Genomic DNA, 17,213 nt, shown 5'->3' on the forward strand with positions numbered 1-17,213 from the left:
TCGCCATCAAGGTCACCGACAGCGACAACGACACGGCCAACGCCTCGCTGACCGTCAAGGTCAATGACGACGGGCCGCACGCCAACAACGACAGCGCGACGCAGACGACGGAGAATGCGCCGTTCACGATCGACGCGCTCGCCAATGACGTGTTCGGCGCCGATGGCGTGGCGGTTGGCGACACCTCGAAGGTGACGTTCACGCAGGCCACGCAGGGCGTGGTGAGCTACGACGCGACCACCCACCTGTTCACCTATACGCCCAATGCCGGGGCGGGCAGCTCCTCGACGGCCGACAGCTTCACCTACACGATCATCGACGGTGATGGCGACAAGTCGACGGCGACGGTGTCGCTGACGCTGAAGGCGGACTCGATCCCGACGATCACGGTGACGCCGGAGGGCGGGAGCCCGTCGGTCAACGCGACCGCGGTTGTCGACGAGAAGGGTCTGCCGGCGGGGACCGGCGAGCTTGCCGATCCAGCCTTGAACTCGGATCATTCGGAAACCACGGCGGGCACGTTCAACATCACCACGGGCGGCGACACGCTGCAGAAGCTCGAGGTGATGGACAAGAACAGCGCCCTGGTGGATGTGACCGCCGGCGGCACGGTCCAGGGCGTCAACGGCGTGCTGACGGTGAGCGTGAGCGGCGGCGTCTACAGCTACAGCTACACGCTCTCCAACAATGTGACCAACGCCAATCCCAACCAGATCGGGGCCGCCGACCAGGCGACCGGAGAGAACTTCGCCATCAAGGTCACCGACAGCGACAACGACACGGCCAACGCCTCGCTGACCGTCAAGGTCAATGACGACGGGCCGGTCTTCACCCTCGTCAATGACGGTAACGGCGATGGCATTGTCAGCCTGTCAGCGCTCAATCCGGCAACGGCAACCACCTACAATGGGCAATTTGCAGAGTGGCAGTACGGCGCGGATGGATTTGGCGGCGTTTCGGCGACCGGGCAGAACGTACAAATTGCCTCCAGCTCGGCATCCCAGATCGTGTTGAACCTGATGGAGGGGAGCGATGTCGTTGCCAAGCTGACGCTGAACGCCAATGGCACGGACTCGCTGGAAGTGCTGCACCGGACAGGCGATATCGTCTTCAATCCAATCGCGGCAACCTCTGCGACAGCTGGAGGGCCGACAGGTTCGCTGCTCGTGGACTTGGGCGCGGCCACCAACTTCAACATTGTTGTGACCGGCGATGACGGCAATGGCACCCCCGGTCAAAGCTCGGATGAAGTGAATACCAGTTCGCAGGGTTGGGCCGTCAAGGGCGGCGCTGGCCAGTCAAATGATCCCGGCGAATCCATAAAATTCGCATTCGTCGATGATGGTAACAATACGACGGGCCATGGTGTCGACGATTTCAAATTCACAACCCAAGGCTACACGGGCGGCATGGGGACGGCCAAAATTACCGTCCTGGTTTACCTCAATGCCAGCATGACGATTTATGACCAAGTGACGCTTAGCGCGACATCCGGCAATGTTATCCAGATCAGCAACCTTGACTGGTCGGCGGCCGCGGGCACAGGCAACTATATAGCTGGCGATGCTATCTACGGTGTGAAAGTCATCAGCGACAGCACCAATACCGGCGGGTTCCGTTTGAATGGTGTTGAAGTCGGCGCCGCGTCTCAAAACCCGCCAGCAGACCTCGACTTCAACGGCATCAAAGTAACGGTTACGGATCACGACGGCGACACCGCTTCGCAAACCTTCAATGTCCATATCGATGGCACAACGGGCAATCAGCTGACGGTTGAGGCTATCGCCGGGACTTCCGGGAACGACAGTTTGACTGGCACTGCTACCGGCGACACTCTGATTGGCGGCGCCGGCAATGACACTATTTGCGGAGGCGGTGGTAACGACATCCTTATTGGCGGCACCGGCGCTGATCAGTTCCGGCTGGCGACCAACACAGGGACGGATACTGTCAAGGACTTCCTCGCCGGTACCGACAAGATCGGTCTGCTGGACACGGGCTCGACCGGAAGCGGCAGCGTCAATTTCGCCAACACCACTGGAACCTCGGCCGGCAATGCCCTCAACGCTAGCGACTTTGCACTGCGGGGATCGGTCTCCGCCCTCACAGTCGGCGACTCGGCGCATATCGTTCAAATCAGCGCTGCACAGACGTCAGCGCAAATCGCGGCAGCAACAGCCGCGGTGGCAGTCAACGCTTACGTACTTGTCTTCAACTCGACCACTGGCCACGGCGAACTCTGGTTCGACACAAATTGGAGCGATGCTACTGGCCGCACACAGGTCGCGACCTTCGACAACATCACTACGCTTGGACAGCTTACCACGCTTACCAGCACGGATTTTGTCGTCTACAACAGCGCTACCGACCCCATCATTCTCGACCTGAACCATGATGGGTTCACCTTTTCCGACCTTAGCCACGGTGTCCAGTTCGACATCAATGGCGACGGGACGAAAGACCATCTCGCCTGGAACACATCGAATGACGGCATGCTGGCGGTCGACCTCAACCATGATGGCAAGATCGATGACGGCACGGAGTTGTTCACGCCGAACTTCAACGGTGGCCACTTCGCCAGCGGCGCTGCCGCGCTGGCATCGCTCGACAGCAACCATGACGGCGTCATCGACCACAATGACGCGGCGTTCAGCAGCCTGCTGATCTGGAAGGACGCCAATGCCAACGGCGCCAGCGACGCGGGGGAATTGTCTAAGCTTGCCGACAACGGTATTGTCTCCATAAGCACGGCGGCCAACCAGGCTGTCGGCGAAATCGACGGACAGACCGTGACAGGCAACGGAACCTTTCACATGGCCGACGGAACGACCGGCAACTATGTCGAGGTGGAACTCGATACCTCGCTTGTCGCACCAGCGCCGGCGTCCGTTGCTTCCGACGGCACCAAGACTTTCGCCATCGGCTCGCTCGAAGTCACCGACCTGATCGCCGACTTCCACGACGGCGACAAGATAGACCTTTCCGCCCTGCTCAAGGGCCTGGCCGGCGTAACCGATCTGGAGTCCACCGGCTATGTCCAATTGGCGCAATCTTCGGCGAATCCGGCCAACACCGACGTCATGGTCGACACGAATGGCGGCGGCGATAACTTCCATACCGTCGCGGTGCTGGAGAACTACGTCTTCAACAGCGCGGCGGAAGCAGTGAAGATACTTTACGATGACAGTCACGGCACCAAGACGGACGTGGCCTGAAGCTAAAAAGGGTGGGAAACATGAAAAGAATGCTGCGTGTGGCTTTCGGAGCCGGTCTGCTGTCGATCTTGTCGACGGGCCTCAATGCCGCCGACATCATCGGCGGCTCGACGGCCGATTATTGCCGCACCGTTGGAACATCCAATCTCGTGCTGACCGAAAACACGGTCGACCTCACGACACAGGTCGTGAAGCTGATGGATGAGTCGAGCGCCGTCGCCAGTAGCCCGGAATGGATCAACTCGTCCCGGCCGGTCTTCGTCTGGGCTTCGGAAGCCAAGGTCGCCTGCGGCAAGGCCTATGGCTATCTCAAGACCAATTATCGCGACGAAGACTATCTCAACAAGTGCGAGTGTTTTCACGACCGCATGGTCGAGTACATGAACTGACCGCAAGAGCGAGGGCGCCCGGCGGGTCCGATGAATGGCGATCGCGCACCGCTCACCGTGATCGCTGGGGCGGTCGCGCTGATCGGTTGGCTGGTGCCGGCCGCGCCGGCCAGGGAATTCGAGCCGTCTTCGGTAGAACAGGCACCATCAGCCATCGCGGTGCGGCAGATGCCCTGCAGCGCTGCATCCACGTGGTCGCGCGAGGCCTACATGGCGTTCGCGACCTGCGAGGCATCGATCCACGGCCTTGAACCGATACTGGCGCAACGAGACCCGGTTCTCGGCTCTTTCCGTTCGCTACTGCGAGCGCGCGAGGGCCATACTGGCAAGGGACGGCCTGGAGGTGGTCGGGCCGTTACCCCTCGCGACGTTCGGGTTTTCCGCCCTTTCGCAGGAGCCGGAGAGCAACCCGGCCGGGGCAAAGCGTGTCTGCGTACGCAGGTTTTTCGTGCCCGGCCCACGCTATATGAAATGCGCCGACTATCGAAGCGCGGAGCAGGCCAGGCGGATCAAAACGCTCTGGGCACAGCTGTTCGCGACTGAGCAAGTCGGCCGCATGAGACGCAGAATCGCCGCGAAGTGTGTCGACAATGAAGCCGGGCAGGACGTGTTACGGGTGTAGACCGCGGACAGGGGTTGGGGGGCAAGAATGGTATGTGACCGGAAGGTCCACCACGGTCCGCGGACATGGGCGGTCGCCTGTGCACTGGCCGTGGCGTTGTTCGGCTGTCAATCGGGTGGCTCGGTCTCCGACGCGCTAGACCCGGCCGCCGTCGCCGCCAGGGCTCAGCAGCCGGGTGTCGCAGCCCCCGGTCCCGGTCAGGCCACGCAGACCCTCGGCACGGGACCTGCCCGGATTGCCATGCTGCTGCCGCTGTCCGCCCCCGGATCGGTGGGCGAGAACGGCCGAAAGATGCTCGACGCCGCCAAGCTCGCGATGACGGATCTCGGCAACCCGCTGCTGACGCTCACCGTCGAGGACACAAGGGGTGACGCGACCTATTCCCAGCAACTGGCCGTAAAGGCGATAACCTCGGGAGCGAAAGTGGTCATCGGCCCGACCGAACTGCCGGCGGCCCAGCATGTCGCGAAACTGTCCGGCTCGAACCGCCCGGTGGTCCTGGCCCTTGCCGATAATTTTGCCGGCGGACCCGGTGTCTATGCGGTGTGCCTTACCGAAGCCGACAGCGCGGCGGCGGGCGCCGGCGCGATCGCGGCCAAGGGCGGCAAGAAGTTCGTCCTGCTGGTGCCGGCCGGCGCGAGTGCCGACATTTTCGAAAAGCGGGTTGCCAACAGCCTCAGCGTGTACGGCGCCGCCCTCGCAATAACCATCCCCTATACTAGCGCCGACAGCGCGGCAAAGGCGGTGGCGGACATGGGCTCGCTGGTGGACGCTCCCGATGCCGTGATCGTCGCCAGCGGCGACAGCAATCCGTCGCCAATCCTGATCGCCCTGAAGGCAAAAGGCATTCCGGGAAAATCGACCTCCGTGGTCGGTACGAATCGTTGGCTGGACCATCCGACCAGTCCGCTTTTCGAAGGCGCCTATATAGCGACGCTCGACCAACATGAAACAGGTCCCATTTCGGATCGCTTCAAGGCCACCTTCAACTATCAGGCCGACGTCAATGTCGCTTATGCCTATGACATGGTTGCCCTGACCGCGGGCATTGCGAGCGCTGCCGGACCGAACGGTTTCAACAGGCAGGTTTTCGAGAACCTGAATGGATTTCGCGGATCGACCGGCTTGTTCAGGTTCCGCGCCGATGGTTCCAGCGAACGCTCGATGCCGTTTTACCGGATTGAAAAAGGTGCGCTCAAACTGGTTGCCAAATCAACGCCCAGCTTCTAGGGGGTTGGGCGCGGGCGGCCCGATGGGACAAGCGGGGCGCCTTCGCATGATGATCGCGGTCGCAAGCCTCGAGCTTCTCGTCGGTGTTCTGCTGCTGGGCAAGGCGGCGACCCTGTTCCCCGTCGAACGGGCCGCCGCCATCGAGCCGGCCCCGGATGTCAACGATGACATCGCGCAAGCTCGGGGTCGATCGATCGTCAATTCGGCCCGCAAGATTGCCGAGGATCTCATCGCACCACCCCGGATCGAGGGAACCGACATGGAGCGGGTGGACCCTCGTTCGCCGCTTGGCGACCTTGGCCTGGCGTCACGCCCCAAGTCATCGATGCCCAGGGATTGGCGCGAAACGCTGCTGTACCGTCCGGTGGCCACGACGTCGGCCGGCTTCGATTCCATGGGGCGGAAACTGTTCATCAGCGGAACCCAGGGCGTCGAGCCCGACAGGGTCTGCCTGTTTCACGACGTTTCGTGGCCATGCGGGCAGCGGGCGCGCGCGGCCTTCAACAACTGGATGCGCGGGCGGGCGCTGAACTGTTTCGTGCCTCCAGAGGTCGACCGCTTCCCTGTCGCGGCGACATGCAGGCTGGGCAAGCAGGACGTCGGCGCCTGGCTCGTATCGAATGGTTGGGCGCAGGCCTTGCCGAGCGGCATCTATGGCAAGGCGGAGGAAACAGCCAGGACGGCGCAGATGGGAATCTTCGGCCCCCCATAGGCGGCAGAACCGGATTCGCGGCAGAGGCCGGCCTTCTCTCCAGCCAGCTGGGCGATCCATGCCGACGCCTCAAATTGTATTGTTCTTCGAAACCGAAATCCTAACTTGCCGGCCTTATGCTTGGTGATCGAACGGAGATCGACCATGAGCAACGCAGCAGCCGGTGTCCCGGCCCATCACGAATGGAAAACCATTGCCTGGTTGGCCTTCCTTGGAACCACAGGCAGCCTCGGCCTCTCCCTGGTGCTGAACTATCTGCTGTTGTTCAGCGAGACGCTGACGCCTTTCGGGCGCGGCATGATCACCGCGACGCTTTTGCCCGTGGTGATCTGCCTGCCGCTTTTTGTGTTCATAGGCCTGAAACTGGCCGAGATCCGTCGCTATCGGCGCGAACTCAACAGGGCTGCCACCTTCGATACGCTGACGGGTTGCCTGAACGGCAACGTCTTCACGTCGCTGATCGAGAGACGGGCGATCAGAGCTTTCCCGCCGGGCGAGCGATCGGGCGCCTTCCTGGTCATTCATCCTGAACATCTGAACGCCATCAATCTGCGCCACGGCCTGAACTGGGGCGACGAAGCCTTGCGCCTGATAGCCTCGAGCATCCGGTCTTGCGTGCGCTCGCAAGATGTCGTCGGCCGCATAGGCGCGTCCATGTTCGGTGTCTTCCTTCCCGGAACGGACGAGGCCGACGCCAGGACGGTTGGCGAGCGTATCCGCGCCCGTGTCGCGCAGGTCTATTTCGCCCCTCGGGGTGCCGAGGAGATCCTGGCCGTCACTGTCGGCGGCGTGGTTTTCGAGCAGGAACTCGACTTCGAGGACATGTTCCGGCCGGCGGAAGAAAGCTTGTCGGGCAAAGGCGGTTTCGAACTGTCGCGTATCCAACGCGCTTCAACCTGACGGTCTCTGGCGCCTCCCGAAGCCTTGCGTGAAAGAAGTGGAACCCGCTTTGCCGGGCAACAACCTTCCCAAATCCGGGAAAATCCGCGCTCTCATATCGGCAATAGTAAAAGGCGTGTCCTGCGCCGGCAAGACGGCCTGGGATCTCCTTGTGACCACGAGACGGGGCTCGTTGCTTTCCAAAGCCGGCTGATGCAATCGTGCGAGACAGTGCCAGCCTGCCGCGCGGACGGGCATCGCCAGGCCGCGAAGATCTCGGAACCGGCTTCGATGGCGGGTGTCGAAGCAGACTGTTGGAGCAGAATGAAATTTTACTCAGCCGTCGAACGGATTGCTTTTGTCGTCACGCTGATTGCCGTTCTGGTGCTGGCGCTGCTACCGATACCCCGCCTCGATGAATTCGGCATCGACATCGGCTTCCCCTACGACAAGGCCAACCATGCCAGCGCCTTCGCGGTCCTGGCGTTTCTGGGAGGTCTGGGCTGGCCCGATCGCAAGGCGAGGCTGATCATCTTCCTCGCGCTGGTCGGTGCCGCGATCGAAATCCTCCAGGGCACGTCGCTGATAGGCCGTGACCTCGACGTGTTCGACTGGGTCGCCGACTGCATCGGCATGGCGTTCGGTCTGCTGGCAGCGACCTGCGCGAACTGGATTCGGCGGCGGATACATTGAGATGCCCAGATCAACCAATTGGCAGCACAAGAAACACGATGGCCCTTAAAATCAGGCTTCCAGGCGGCACGTTGAAAGTGAAGCAACATCATGAATTGCGCCGCCGCGAGCAGAAGCGCGAGGTGCCGGTCTGGCAGGTCGGCAAGTATTTTGTCGTCTGGTGGCCGGCGACGATTTCCGACCGTCCGTCCAAACGTCCGGGCGGGGAGCGAAACGACTTTCCCTGACCCTTTGTGAGATCGGCGAACCTGCGTATACTGTCGCAGTCATGGTACTGCGAATCAGATTGCCCCGCGGCACGCTGAAGCTGAAGTCCTACCGCGAACTGCGAGATCGCGAGCGGGATCGCAGGGTGCCTGTGCTCAAACTGGGCTGGATTTATTTCATCTGGGCCTCTGCCAAGCAGCATTCGCACAGACACGGCCAGACTGGCTGAATAGTCTTAGAGCGGTTCAGCGTTTGGTAGAATCGCTGGCCCGCTCATTCCTTGTTTTTACGCAGTTCCCAAGGCGAAGCGCTACGCGCTTCTCCCGGCCTTGTTTTTACGCAATTCCCAAGGCGGAGCGCTACGCGCTTCTCCCGGGAAAACCGCTACGCACTTTTCCTGGAATTGCTCTGGGCCTTAACGCCTCAGCTTGCCTCGCGCATGGCTTCGGCGGCCTGCAGATCGACCGAAACAAGCTGGCTGACGCCCTGCTCGGCCATGGTCACGCCGAACAGCCGGTCCATGCGCGCCATGGTGATGGGGTTGTGCGTGATGATGACGAAACGCGTCTCGGTGGTCTTGGCCATCTCGTCCATGAGATTGCAGAAGCGTTCGACATTGTGATCGTCGAGCGGCGCGTCGACTTCGTCGAGCACGCAGATCGGCGCCGGGTTGGTCAGGAACACGGCAAAGATCAGCGACATCGCCGTCAGCGCCTGCTCGCCACCGGAGAGCAGCGTCATGGTCTGCGGCTTCTTGCCGGGCGGACGGGCCAGGATTTCAAGTCCCGCCTCCAATGGATCGTCGGATTCGATCAGCTGCAATTCCGCAGTGCCGCCACCGAACAGATGCGAGAACAGCCGCTGGAAATGACCGTTGACGACATCGAAGGCTGCCAATAGGCGCTCGCGCCCTTCGCGGTTGAGGCTCTGGATCGCTTGCCTGAGCTTGCGGATCGCCTCGATGATATCCTCGCGCTCGGACACGATCGTCTCCAGTCGCTCGGAAAGCTCCCTCTGCTCTTCCTCGGCGCGCAGATTGACCGCGCCGAGCCGTTCGCGCTCGATCTTCAACCGATCCAACTGGCGTTCGATCTCGGCCATCTCGGGCATCGGATCGTCGGCCTCCAGCCCGGTGTGGCGGATGACCAGATGCGGCGGCGTGTTCAGCGTTTCCTGGATGCGCGCCTCGACCTCCAGCCGGCGTTCGTCGGCCGCCGTCAGCCGTTCCTCGGCGCGGGCGCGGGTTTCGCGCGCTTCGGCCAGCGACTGGATGGCACCGGTCGCCGCCTTGTCCAGTTCGGCCTGCCTGTTCTCCGCTTCCTGCAGACGGTCGGCCGCCGCCTTGCGCAAGGTCTCGGCCTCGGTGAGTTGCGACAGCAGCGCACGGCGCTTGGCATCGATCTCGTCGGGCGCATCAGCCAGCCGTTCGCGCTCGGCCTCGGCCTCGGCCTTGCGTTCGCCGAGGGAAGCGATCTGCGTCGAGGCGTTTTCGGCGCGCACCAGCCAGTTGCTGCGTTCCGTGCCAATGGCGTCCAGCCGGCGCGTGCGGGACTCGGCTTCGCGCCGCAGCCCTTCATGGACGGCGCGCGCATCGGCCAAGGCGGCGCGATCGCGGGAAACGTTGGCCGAGGACTGTTCGAGCTGCAATTGCAGGTCGCCGAGATCCGGCGCGTCCTGCAGCAACATCTCGGCCTCGACAAAAGCCGCCGACGTCTCCTCGTGGCTGTCGACGATGCGCGCGCGGGCCTCATCGAGTGCGGCACGCCGGCTCGCCAGTTCGCCGCCGGCCTTCTCGGCCTCGGCAAGTGCATTGCGGGCGGCGTCCAGCCGGTGCTGGGCATCGCGTCCGGCCTGACGCGTGTTGCGCTCGGCCTCGCTCGCCTGCCGAAGTGCTTGCTCGGCCTGTGCCAGCACCTCCTCGGCCTGGCGCAGGACGAGCGTCGCCTGAATCGCCTCGGCATCGAGTTCGGCAAGACGGTTCTTCTGTGCCAGCCTTTGGGCCGCGGCCGTCGGTGCATCGGCGCTGGCGGTCAGGCCGTCCCAACGCCACAGCGCGCCCTCGCGACTGACCAGGCGCTGGCCGGGAGCCAGAAGCCCCTGCAACCTGCGGCCGTCGGCGGCCTCGACGATACCGATCTGCGCCAGGCGGCGCGCAAGCTGGGCCGGCGCGCGCACCACGCTGGCGAGACTCTTGACGCCTTCCGGCAGGGCTGCGTCGCCGGGCTGGATCTGACTTTCGCCCCAATGCGCCGGCGCGCTGCGGTCGAGCGGCACGTCGAGATCCTCGCCCAGGGCCGCCCCCAGAGCGGTCTCGAAGCCGCGCTCGACGCTGATCTGCTCCAGCACGGAAGGGAAGAGGTCGCCGCTGGCCGCGTTCAGGATCTTGGCCAGCGTGCGCGCTTCGGTCTCAACCCGCGCCAGCTCCGCCCTGGCCTCCTGAAGCGGCGGGCGGGCGGCACTTTCGGCGCCACGAGCGTCGATGACCGACTCCTCGGCCTGCGAGACCGCTGCCTCGGATTCCTCCAGCAGTGCCATCGCCTGTTCGACCAGAGCCTGCTTCTCGGCCGGATCCGGCAGGCCGGCCACCTTGGCGAGGATATCAGACAATTCCCGGTCGACATCGGCGAGCTGGCGGGCGAAGCGATCGCGGCGCTCGGCGGTTTCGCGCAAGGTCCGTTCGATCTGATGGCGCGAGGCGGCGGCCTCGGCGCGCTCGGCCGTCAGCGCGGCGAGCTTGGCTTCCCTTTGGGCAAGCGTCGCGGCGGCCTGTTCGAATGCCGCGCGGGTGGTGGCCTCGCGCTCGGCGGCGCCGGCGTTCTCCGAGTTCAGCGCAGCCTCTTCCGCGCGCAGGCGCTCGAGAACGTCGGCATTGTCGCGCACCATCCGCTCTTCGCGGGCGATGTCGCCGTCGAGCTGCTGCAACCGGCGCTCGAGTTCGGCCTGACGGGTGCGGATGCGGCCGGCTTCTTCCTCGATCTGCGACCTGGCGATCGACAGCCGCTGGAAGGCCGCGGCAGCCGCGGCTTCCGCGTCGCGCAGGTCAGGCAGGCGATGGGCGGAGATGCCCTGCTCCTTGGCCGCGTTCATCTGCGTGGCGGCGCGGTCGCCGACCAAAGCGGTGGCGACAGCCAGCGCCGAACGCGCCTCACCTTCCTGTGTCTTGGCCAGCGTCCAGCGCAGATGGAGAAGCGTCGCTTCGGCCTTGCGGATGTCGGCCGACAGGTTCTTGAAGCGGGACGCCTGGCGCGCCTGGCGCTTCAGGCTTTCGATCTGGCTTTCCAGTTCGCCGACGACATCATCCAGGCGTTCGAGATTCTGTTCGGCGGCCTTCAGCCTCAGTTCCGCTTCGTGGCGGCGGGTGTGCAGGCCGGAAATGCCGGCCGCCTCTTCGAGCAAAGCGCGGCGCGCCTGGGGCTTGGCCTGGATCAGTTCGCCGATCCGCCCCTGACCAACCATGGAGGGGGAACGCGCGCCGGTCGACTGGTCGGCGAACAGGAGCTGCACGTCCTTGGCGCGCGCTTCCTTGCCGTTGATGCGGTAGAGCGAGCCCGCCTCGCGCTCGATGCGGCGCGATACCTGAAGTTCGTCGGCATCGTTGAAGGCGGATGGCGCCGAGCGGTCGCTGTTGTCGAGGAAAAGCGTGACTTCGGCGGTGTTGCGGGCGGGACGCGTGCCCGAGCCGGAAAAAATCACGTCGTCCATGCCGGACGCGCGCATGTTCTTGTAGGAGCTTTCGCCCATCACCCAGCGCAGCGCCTCGACAAGGTTCGACTTGCCGCAACCATTGGGTCCGACAATGCCGGTCAGGCCGCGTTCGATGACGAACTCGCCTGGTTCGACGAAGGACTTGAAGCCGAGGAGGCGAAGGCGCGAAAACTTCATTCACGCGCCTCATACACCGGTTCCGCAAAAGTGTACCGAAGTTTTGCGATAGGGCGCATGGCGCGCGAACAGAAAGAAAGGCAAGCAGCGCCGGAGCGCTGCCGCTTCAGCGCTGAGCCGATGTCAGAGCAGAGGGTCGATGATGGCCGACATTTCCTCAATCGACATCGCCCCTTTGTAGGTCTTACCGTTGATGAAGAAGGTCGGTGTCGAGTCGACCTTGAATTCATTGGCGCCACGCTTCTGGACCGATCTCACATCGTCCAGAAGTTTCTGGTCCGTCAAGCAGGCCTCGAAGGACTCCTGTGTAAAACCGGCGAGCTTCGAGATTTGCAGCAGCGCATCCTTGGTGTTGGACACGCCGACCCAGTTCGCCTGCTGCCGGAACAGCACGTCGACCATCGGGAAATAGTTATCCTTGGCGCAGCGCGCCAGCATGAAACCGGCTTCGGCGCTCGGATCGAACGGGAATTCGCGCAGGATGTAACGGGCCTTGCCGGTATCGATGTACTTGGTCTTCAAATCCGGGAAGGTGGTCTCGGCGAAATGCGCGCAGTGCGGGCAGGTCATCGAAGCATACTCGACGATGGTGACCTTGGCGTCATCCTTGCCGAGCTGCTTGTCGGGCAGCGCACCCGGCTTCAGCAATTCGGCCATATCCACCGTGCCTTGCGCCTCCGGCACCTGGACCGCGGCGGGCGTGGCCGGCTTTGCGGGCGTGGCCGGGTCCGCGGGCTTGACATCCGCGGCCTTCGCCTGTTCGCCGGAATCGCTGCAGGCGGCAAGCAGGGCTACCGCCGGGATGGCTGCAAGCGAAGTCAGGACGTTTCTGCGAGAGAAGCTTTGGCCAAACGGGGGACGGCTCATACGAATCACCTGATAAGGGTTGGATTTTGCAATGCAAAGGCACGAAAAAGCGAGAGTTGGCGCGAATTAAGGCATCCCTGTCCCCAATCCAATCGTGAAACCTGACAAGGGCGATCACGAATGCGCGAGATTAACGACAAAGCTATGACTATTTCCAGTGCGAACTAAACTTTCCTCCCGCCCAGAATGGTCGCACCCAGCCGTTCCAGCGAGGCGCGTAGCCCGTCATCCTCGATCAGCCCGACAGTATTGGCCAATTTCGCCTTTTCCGCCGCGCTCAGTGCCCTGAGGGTGGGTCTGGGCCGGGCTTTTCCCGAGCTTACCGGCTTCTGCACGATCCTGATGCGGCCTATCGCGGTGAAACCCAGGAAAGCATTCACCCGGTTGATGATCTCGCCGGTCTCGTGCTGCAGATGAAGCGCGGCCATGCCTTCGCAGGCGATGACCAGCACGGCCGGCTCGAACGGATCGTCCTCGTGCAGGCGACGCGGCCACTGGATCTTTTCGGGCCGCGAGTGGGTGGCGAGGCGCGGGCCGGCAATCTCTTCCCAGGACTGGACGAGGCCGATCGAGATGCCCGCCCGCTTGCGCAGCACCGGATCGAGGATCTCGGTGGCGAGATCGCTCACCGGAATGGGATTGCCGAAGCGCCTTTTCCCTGCCATGTGCGTTCTCCAGCCACGACCCAGCAGATACCGGCCAGGCCAACGCAAGATCAATGGCACCAGCAGACCAGACCCGCAAGGCCATCCCAGACGACACTGCGTCACGCCTGCTCGCCTGGTACGACGTGCATCATCGCGAATTGCCGTGGCGCGTGAGCCCTCGCGACCATGCACGCGGTGTGCGGCCCGACCCTTACCGTATCTGGCTGTCCGAGGTGATGCTGCAGCAGACCACCGTCGAAGCGGTGAAATCCTATTTCCGTGCCTTTGTCGAGAAATGGCCCGATGTCACGGCGCTGGCCGCGGCGCCGACCGAGGATGTGATGAAAGCCTGGGCGGGGCTCGGCTACTATTCCCGTGCCCGCAACCTCAAGGCCTGCGCCGATCTGGTGGCGGCCCGCGGCGGCCGGTTTCCCGATACAGAGGCCGGCCTTAGAGAATTGCCGGGGATTGGCGCCTATACGTCGGCGGCAATAACGGCGATCGCCTTCGACCGCCCCGCAGCCGTTGTCGACGGCAATGTCGAGCGCGTCATCTCACGGCTGTTTTCGATCACGACGCCGCTCGGCGAAGCCAAGGCCGAGATACGGGGCCATGTCGAGCGTATGGTGCCGGCGACGAGGCCCGGAGACTTCGCCCAGGCGATGATGGACCTCGGCGCCACGATCTGCACGCCGCGCCGGCCGCGCTGCATGCTATGCCCACTGCGCGGGAACTGCAGCGCCGTCATTGCAGGCGACCCCGAGAATTTCCCCGTGCGGCTGCCGAAGGCCGACAAACCGCTGCGGCGCGGCGCGGCTTTCGTGGCCGTGCGTGAGGACGGCGCCATTCTTTTGCGCAAGCGGCCGGAAAAGGGACTGCTTGGCGGCATGACGGAAGTGCCGACCACCGCCTGGACGGCACGGGTGGACGGAGCCACCACGCAAGCGGCGGCGCCCTTCCCCGGCGATTGGCGGCACGCCGGCAAAATCACGCACGTCTTCACCCATTTCGCGCTCGAACTCGAAGTCTTTCGCGCCCACATCAAAGGTGATGCGCTGGCAGGGCATTTCTGGTCGCCCGCCCGTGAGATTTCGGGCGAGGCGCTGCCGACTGTCATGAAAAAGGCAATCGAGGCTGCGATACCCGGCGCGACGAAAAAACCGTCGCCATCAGGTACAAAGAGGCTCCATGACTGAAATCCGCCACATCGTTTTCGACATCGGCAAGGTGCTGATCCACTACGATCCCAATATCCCGTTCAGTCGCCTCATTCCCGATGCCGGGGAGAGACAGTGGTTTTTCGACAATGTCTGCACGCATGACTGGAACCTCGAGCAGGACCGTGGCCGGACTTGGCAAGAGGCCGAGGCGCTGCTGATTGCTGACCATCCCGGGCACGCGGAAAACATCCGCAACTTCCGCCGCTACTGGAACGACATGGTGCCGCACGCCTATGACGACAGCGTCGCCATCATGCTGGGCCTGATCGAAAGCGGACACGACGTGACCATGCTGACCAACTTCGCATCCGACACGCTGGCCGAAGCCCGGCAGCGCTTCGATTTTCTCAGCCGTCCGCGCGGCGTGACAGTGTCGGGCGATATCGGCAAGATCAAGCCCGACCGCGACATCTACGACCATCACGTGGCGGCGTTCGGCCTCGAACCATCCGCGACACTGTTCATCGACGACAGCCAGAAGAACGTCGACGGCGCCAAGGCCGCTGGCTGGCAAGCGGTGCTGTTCACCGATGCCGGCACGCTTAAAGCAGATCTTGAGCGGTTTGGAATAAAGGCGTGATCCGAATCGCTTCCGGCGATCCGTTGAGATTTTGAATCAACGAAATAGGAAGCGGCAGGGGTCAGCCCCCTGCCCGCTCCATGCCGAGACGGGCGATGCGGCGGAGTTCATCGATCGGGGTCAAGCCGCCGCTGCGCTCATAATGCCAGAAGGTCCAGCCATTGCAGGCATCCAGCCCCTGCACCTCGGCGCCGATCTTGTGGATCGAGCCGGCGCTGTCGCCGATCGCCACCGTTCCATCGGCGCGAACCTTCGCGGCCCAGCGCTTCTTGGCGTCATAGAGCGTGGCGCCGGGCGTCATCAGTCCGGTGTCGATCAGGCTGACGAAGGCGACGCGCGGCTCGGCGCGTTTGCCAGTGAGCACGGTGAGATCCGCTTCGTCGAGTGGCCGCACGGCGTCGATGCGCTCATTGGCGGCGTCGATATAGGCCTGCTCGCGCTCGATGCCGACGAAGTGGCGGCCCAGGCGCTTAGCCACGGCGCCCGTCGTACCGGAGCCGAAGAACGGGTCGAGCACGACGTCGCCCGGCTTGGTCGACGCCATCATGATACGGGCAAGCAGCGCCTCGGGCTTCTGCGTCGGGTGCAGCTTGTCGCCATTGTCGTTCTTCAGGCGCTCGCCGCCGGTGCAGATCGGGAACAGCCAGTCGGAGCGCATCTGGATATCGTCGTTCGACGCCTTCAGCGCTTCATAGTTGAACGTATAGCCCTTGCCCTTCTGATCGCGCGAGGCCCAGATCATGGTCTCATGCGCGTTCTGGAAGCGGCGGCCGCGGAAGTTCGGCATCGGGTTGGTCTTGCGCCAGACGACGTCATTGAGGATCCAGAAGCCGAGATCCTGCATCTTGGCGCCGACGCGGAAGATGTTGTGATAGGAGCCTATGACCCAGATCGTGCCGTTGGGCTTCAGCACCCGGCGCGCCGCCAGCAGCCAGGCGCGGGTGAAGGCGTCATAGGCCTCAAAACTCTCGAACTGGTCCCAGTCGTCGTCGACCGCGTCGACCTTGGACTGGTCGGGACGGTGCAGATCGCCATCGAGCTGCAGATTGTAGGGGGGATCGGCAAAGATGACGTCGATCGACTTTTCCGGCAGGCGGTCGAGCGCCGCGACGCAATCGCCTTTCAGGATCGTGTCCAGCCATTCGGATTGCTGGGGAGCATGGGAGAGCTCGTCGAGAAGACGCACGGCTGACATTTTTACACCCGAGGCACGCGTTACTGTTTACTCCCCGTTATGGTTACCGATCAGCGTAAATATTCGGTGAAGCTTTATCGATCCCGTGCAGGAGTTTGCGAAGCCGTGCCCATTGGTGTATGCCGCGCCGCTTGAGCCCCGAGCGGCCATTCTTCCATCCTCCATCGTCCGGACCACCATGCCCCAGCCAGATCTTGTCATCTTCGATTGCGACGGCGTGCTCGTCGATTCCGAAATCATCGCCGCGCGGGTCGAGGCTGAGCTGATAACCTTGGCCGGATATGAAATCTCGGCGGAGGAGATTGCGGAGACCTATGCCGGCCTGACTTTCAAGGACATACTGATGCGGATCGAGGAAAAATCGAAGATCCCGTTCCAGGTGTCGCTGATCGATCGCGCCGAGGAACTGGTCGACCGCAAATTGCGCAGCGACGTTCGCGCCATCGAGGGTGTGCGCGAAGCGGTCGCCTCGGTCACGACGCAGCGCTGCATCTGCTCCAATTCTCGTTCGGATCGGATCGAGTTCATGCTGGAGAAGGTGCATCTGCTGCCGTTCTTCGCCGGACGCATCTTCTCGGCGATGGAGACGCCGACCGGGAAGACCAAACCGGCGCCGGACGTCTTCCTGCATGCCGCCGAAAAACTCGGCGCCAACCCGGCGAACACCTTCGTCATCGAGGATTCCGTGCACGGCGTCACCGGCGCCAGGGCCGCCGGCATGCGCGTGATCGGTTTCACGGGCGCCAGCCACAGCTATCCCGGCCATGCCGATGCCCTGACGGAAGCCGGCGCCGAAACGGTGATCCGGCGGTGGGCGGAGCTGAAAAGCGTTATCGCGGCGCTGTCGGAGTGGTCCGCGGATGCCTGAGATGCGT

Annotated in this window: 14 protein-coding genes; 10 read left to right on the forward strand and 4 right to left on the reverse strand. The window is 63.3% G+C overall.

All coding sequences use genetic code 11. The features are described 5' to 3' along the window. The 7 genes from LB564_RS12060 to LB564_RS12090 all read left to right on the forward strand — a co-directional run. Positions 1-3,215, forward strand: a 3,215-nt coding sequence (locus LB564_RS12060) for a beta strand repeat-containing protein (protein ID WP_224537845.1), incomplete at its 5' end; no start/stop codon positions are given. A 20-nt stretch (positions 3,216-3,235) separates the two neighbouring features. Further along, positions 3,236-3,604, forward strand: a complete 369-nt coding sequence (locus LB564_RS12065; RefSeq protein ID WP_224537848.1) for a hypothetical protein — start codon at positions 3,236-3,238, stop codon at positions 3,602-3,604. Between the two features lie 712 nt (positions 3,605-4,316). Beyond that, the gene (locus LB564_RS12070; RefSeq protein ID WP_318012802.1) at positions 4,317-5,456 is read left to right on the forward strand and encodes an ABC transporter substrate-binding protein; all 1,140 of its coding nucleotides are present in this window, start codon (positions 4,317-4,319) and stop codon (positions 5,454-5,456) included. Between the two features lie 46 nt (positions 5,457-5,502). Continuing rightward, positions 5,503-6,168, forward strand: a complete 666-nt coding sequence (locus LB564_RS12075) for a thermonuclease family protein (protein ID WP_224537852.1) — start codon at positions 5,503-5,505, stop codon at positions 6,166-6,168. A 144-nt stretch (positions 6,169-6,312) separates the two neighbouring features. Next, positions 6,313-7,068 (forward strand): GGDEF domain-containing protein, encoded by a 756-nt coding sequence (locus LB564_RS12080; protein ID WP_224537855.1) that lies wholly within the window; start codon positions 6,313-6,315, stop codon positions 7,066-7,068. A 303-nt stretch (positions 7,069-7,371) separates the two neighbouring features. After that, on the forward strand, positions 7,372-7,740 hold the full coding sequence (locus LB564_RS12085; RefSeq protein ID WP_140705876.1) for a VanZ family protein: 369 nt from the start codon (positions 7,372-7,374) through the stop codon (positions 7,738-7,740). 38 nt (positions 7,741-7,778) lie between these two features. Next, positions 7,779-7,967, forward strand: coding sequence for a hypothetical protein (locus LB564_RS12090; protein ID WP_140705874.1), 189 nt, complete (start codon positions 7,779-7,781; stop codon positions 7,965-7,967). 403 nt (positions 7,968-8,370) lie between these two features. On the opposite strand, the gene smc is transcribed toward LB564_RS12090, so the two are convergent. The 3 genes from smc to LB564_RS12105 form a co-directional block, all read right to left on the reverse strand. After that, positions 8,371-11,829 carry a chromosome segregation protein SMC gene (gene smc / locus LB564_RS12095; protein WP_224537857.1) on the reverse strand — a complete coding sequence of 1,153 codons (3,459 nt, stop codon included), beginning with the start codon at positions 11,827-11,829 and terminating at the stop codon, positions 8,371-8,373. A 123-nt stretch (positions 11,830-11,952) separates the two neighbouring features. Further along, a complete protein-coding gene (locus LB564_RS12100) occupies positions 11,953-12,696 on the reverse strand; it encodes a DsbA family protein (RefSeq protein WP_140705870.1) in 744 nt (247 codons plus the stop codon). A 164-nt stretch (positions 12,697-12,860) separates the two neighbouring features. Beyond that, the gene (locus tag LB564_RS12105) at positions 12,861-13,361 is read right to left on the reverse strand and encodes a DUF721 domain-containing protein (RefSeq protein WP_224537859.1); all 501 of its coding nucleotides are present in this window, start codon (positions 13,359-13,361) and stop codon (positions 12,861-12,863) included. A gap of 53 nt (positions 13,362-13,414) precedes the next feature. On the opposite strand from LB564_RS12105, the gene mutY reads away from it, so the two are divergent. After that, a complete protein-coding gene (gene mutY, locus LB564_RS12110; RefSeq protein ID WP_224537861.1) occupies positions 13,415-14,539 on the forward strand; it encodes an A/G-specific adenine glycosylase in 1,125 nt (374 codons plus the stop codon). Beyond that, the gene (locus LB564_RS12115) at positions 14,532-15,143 is read left to right on the forward strand and encodes an HAD family hydrolase (protein WP_224537863.1); all 612 of its coding nucleotides are present in this window, start codon (positions 14,532-14,534) and stop codon (positions 15,141-15,143) included. The genes mutY and LB564_RS12115 overlap by 8 nt, the downstream gene beginning before the upstream one ends. A gap of 61 nt (positions 15,144-15,204) precedes the next feature. On the opposite strand, the gene LB564_RS12120 is transcribed toward LB564_RS12115, so the two are convergent. Further along, entirely contained in the window at positions 15,205-16,338 is a 1,134-nt protein-coding gene (locus tag LB564_RS12120) for a site-specific DNA-methyltransferase (protein ID WP_224537866.1), read from the reverse strand. A gap of 178 nt (positions 16,339-16,516) precedes the next feature. Between LB564_RS12120 and LB564_RS12125 the strand changes: the two genes are divergently transcribed. Continuing rightward, positions 16,517-17,206: an HAD family hydrolase gene (locus tag LB564_RS12125; RefSeq protein ID WP_140705861.1), complete on the forward strand. Its 690-nt coding sequence runs from the start codon at positions 16,517-16,519 to the stop codon at positions 17,204-17,206. The last annotated feature ends 7 nt before the right edge of the window (positions 17,207-17,213 follow it).

The organism is Mesorhizobium sp. ES1-6, assembly GCF_020164775.1.
GTDB lineage: Bacteria > Pseudomonadota > Alphaproteobacteria > Rhizobiales > Rhizobiaceae > Mesorhizobium.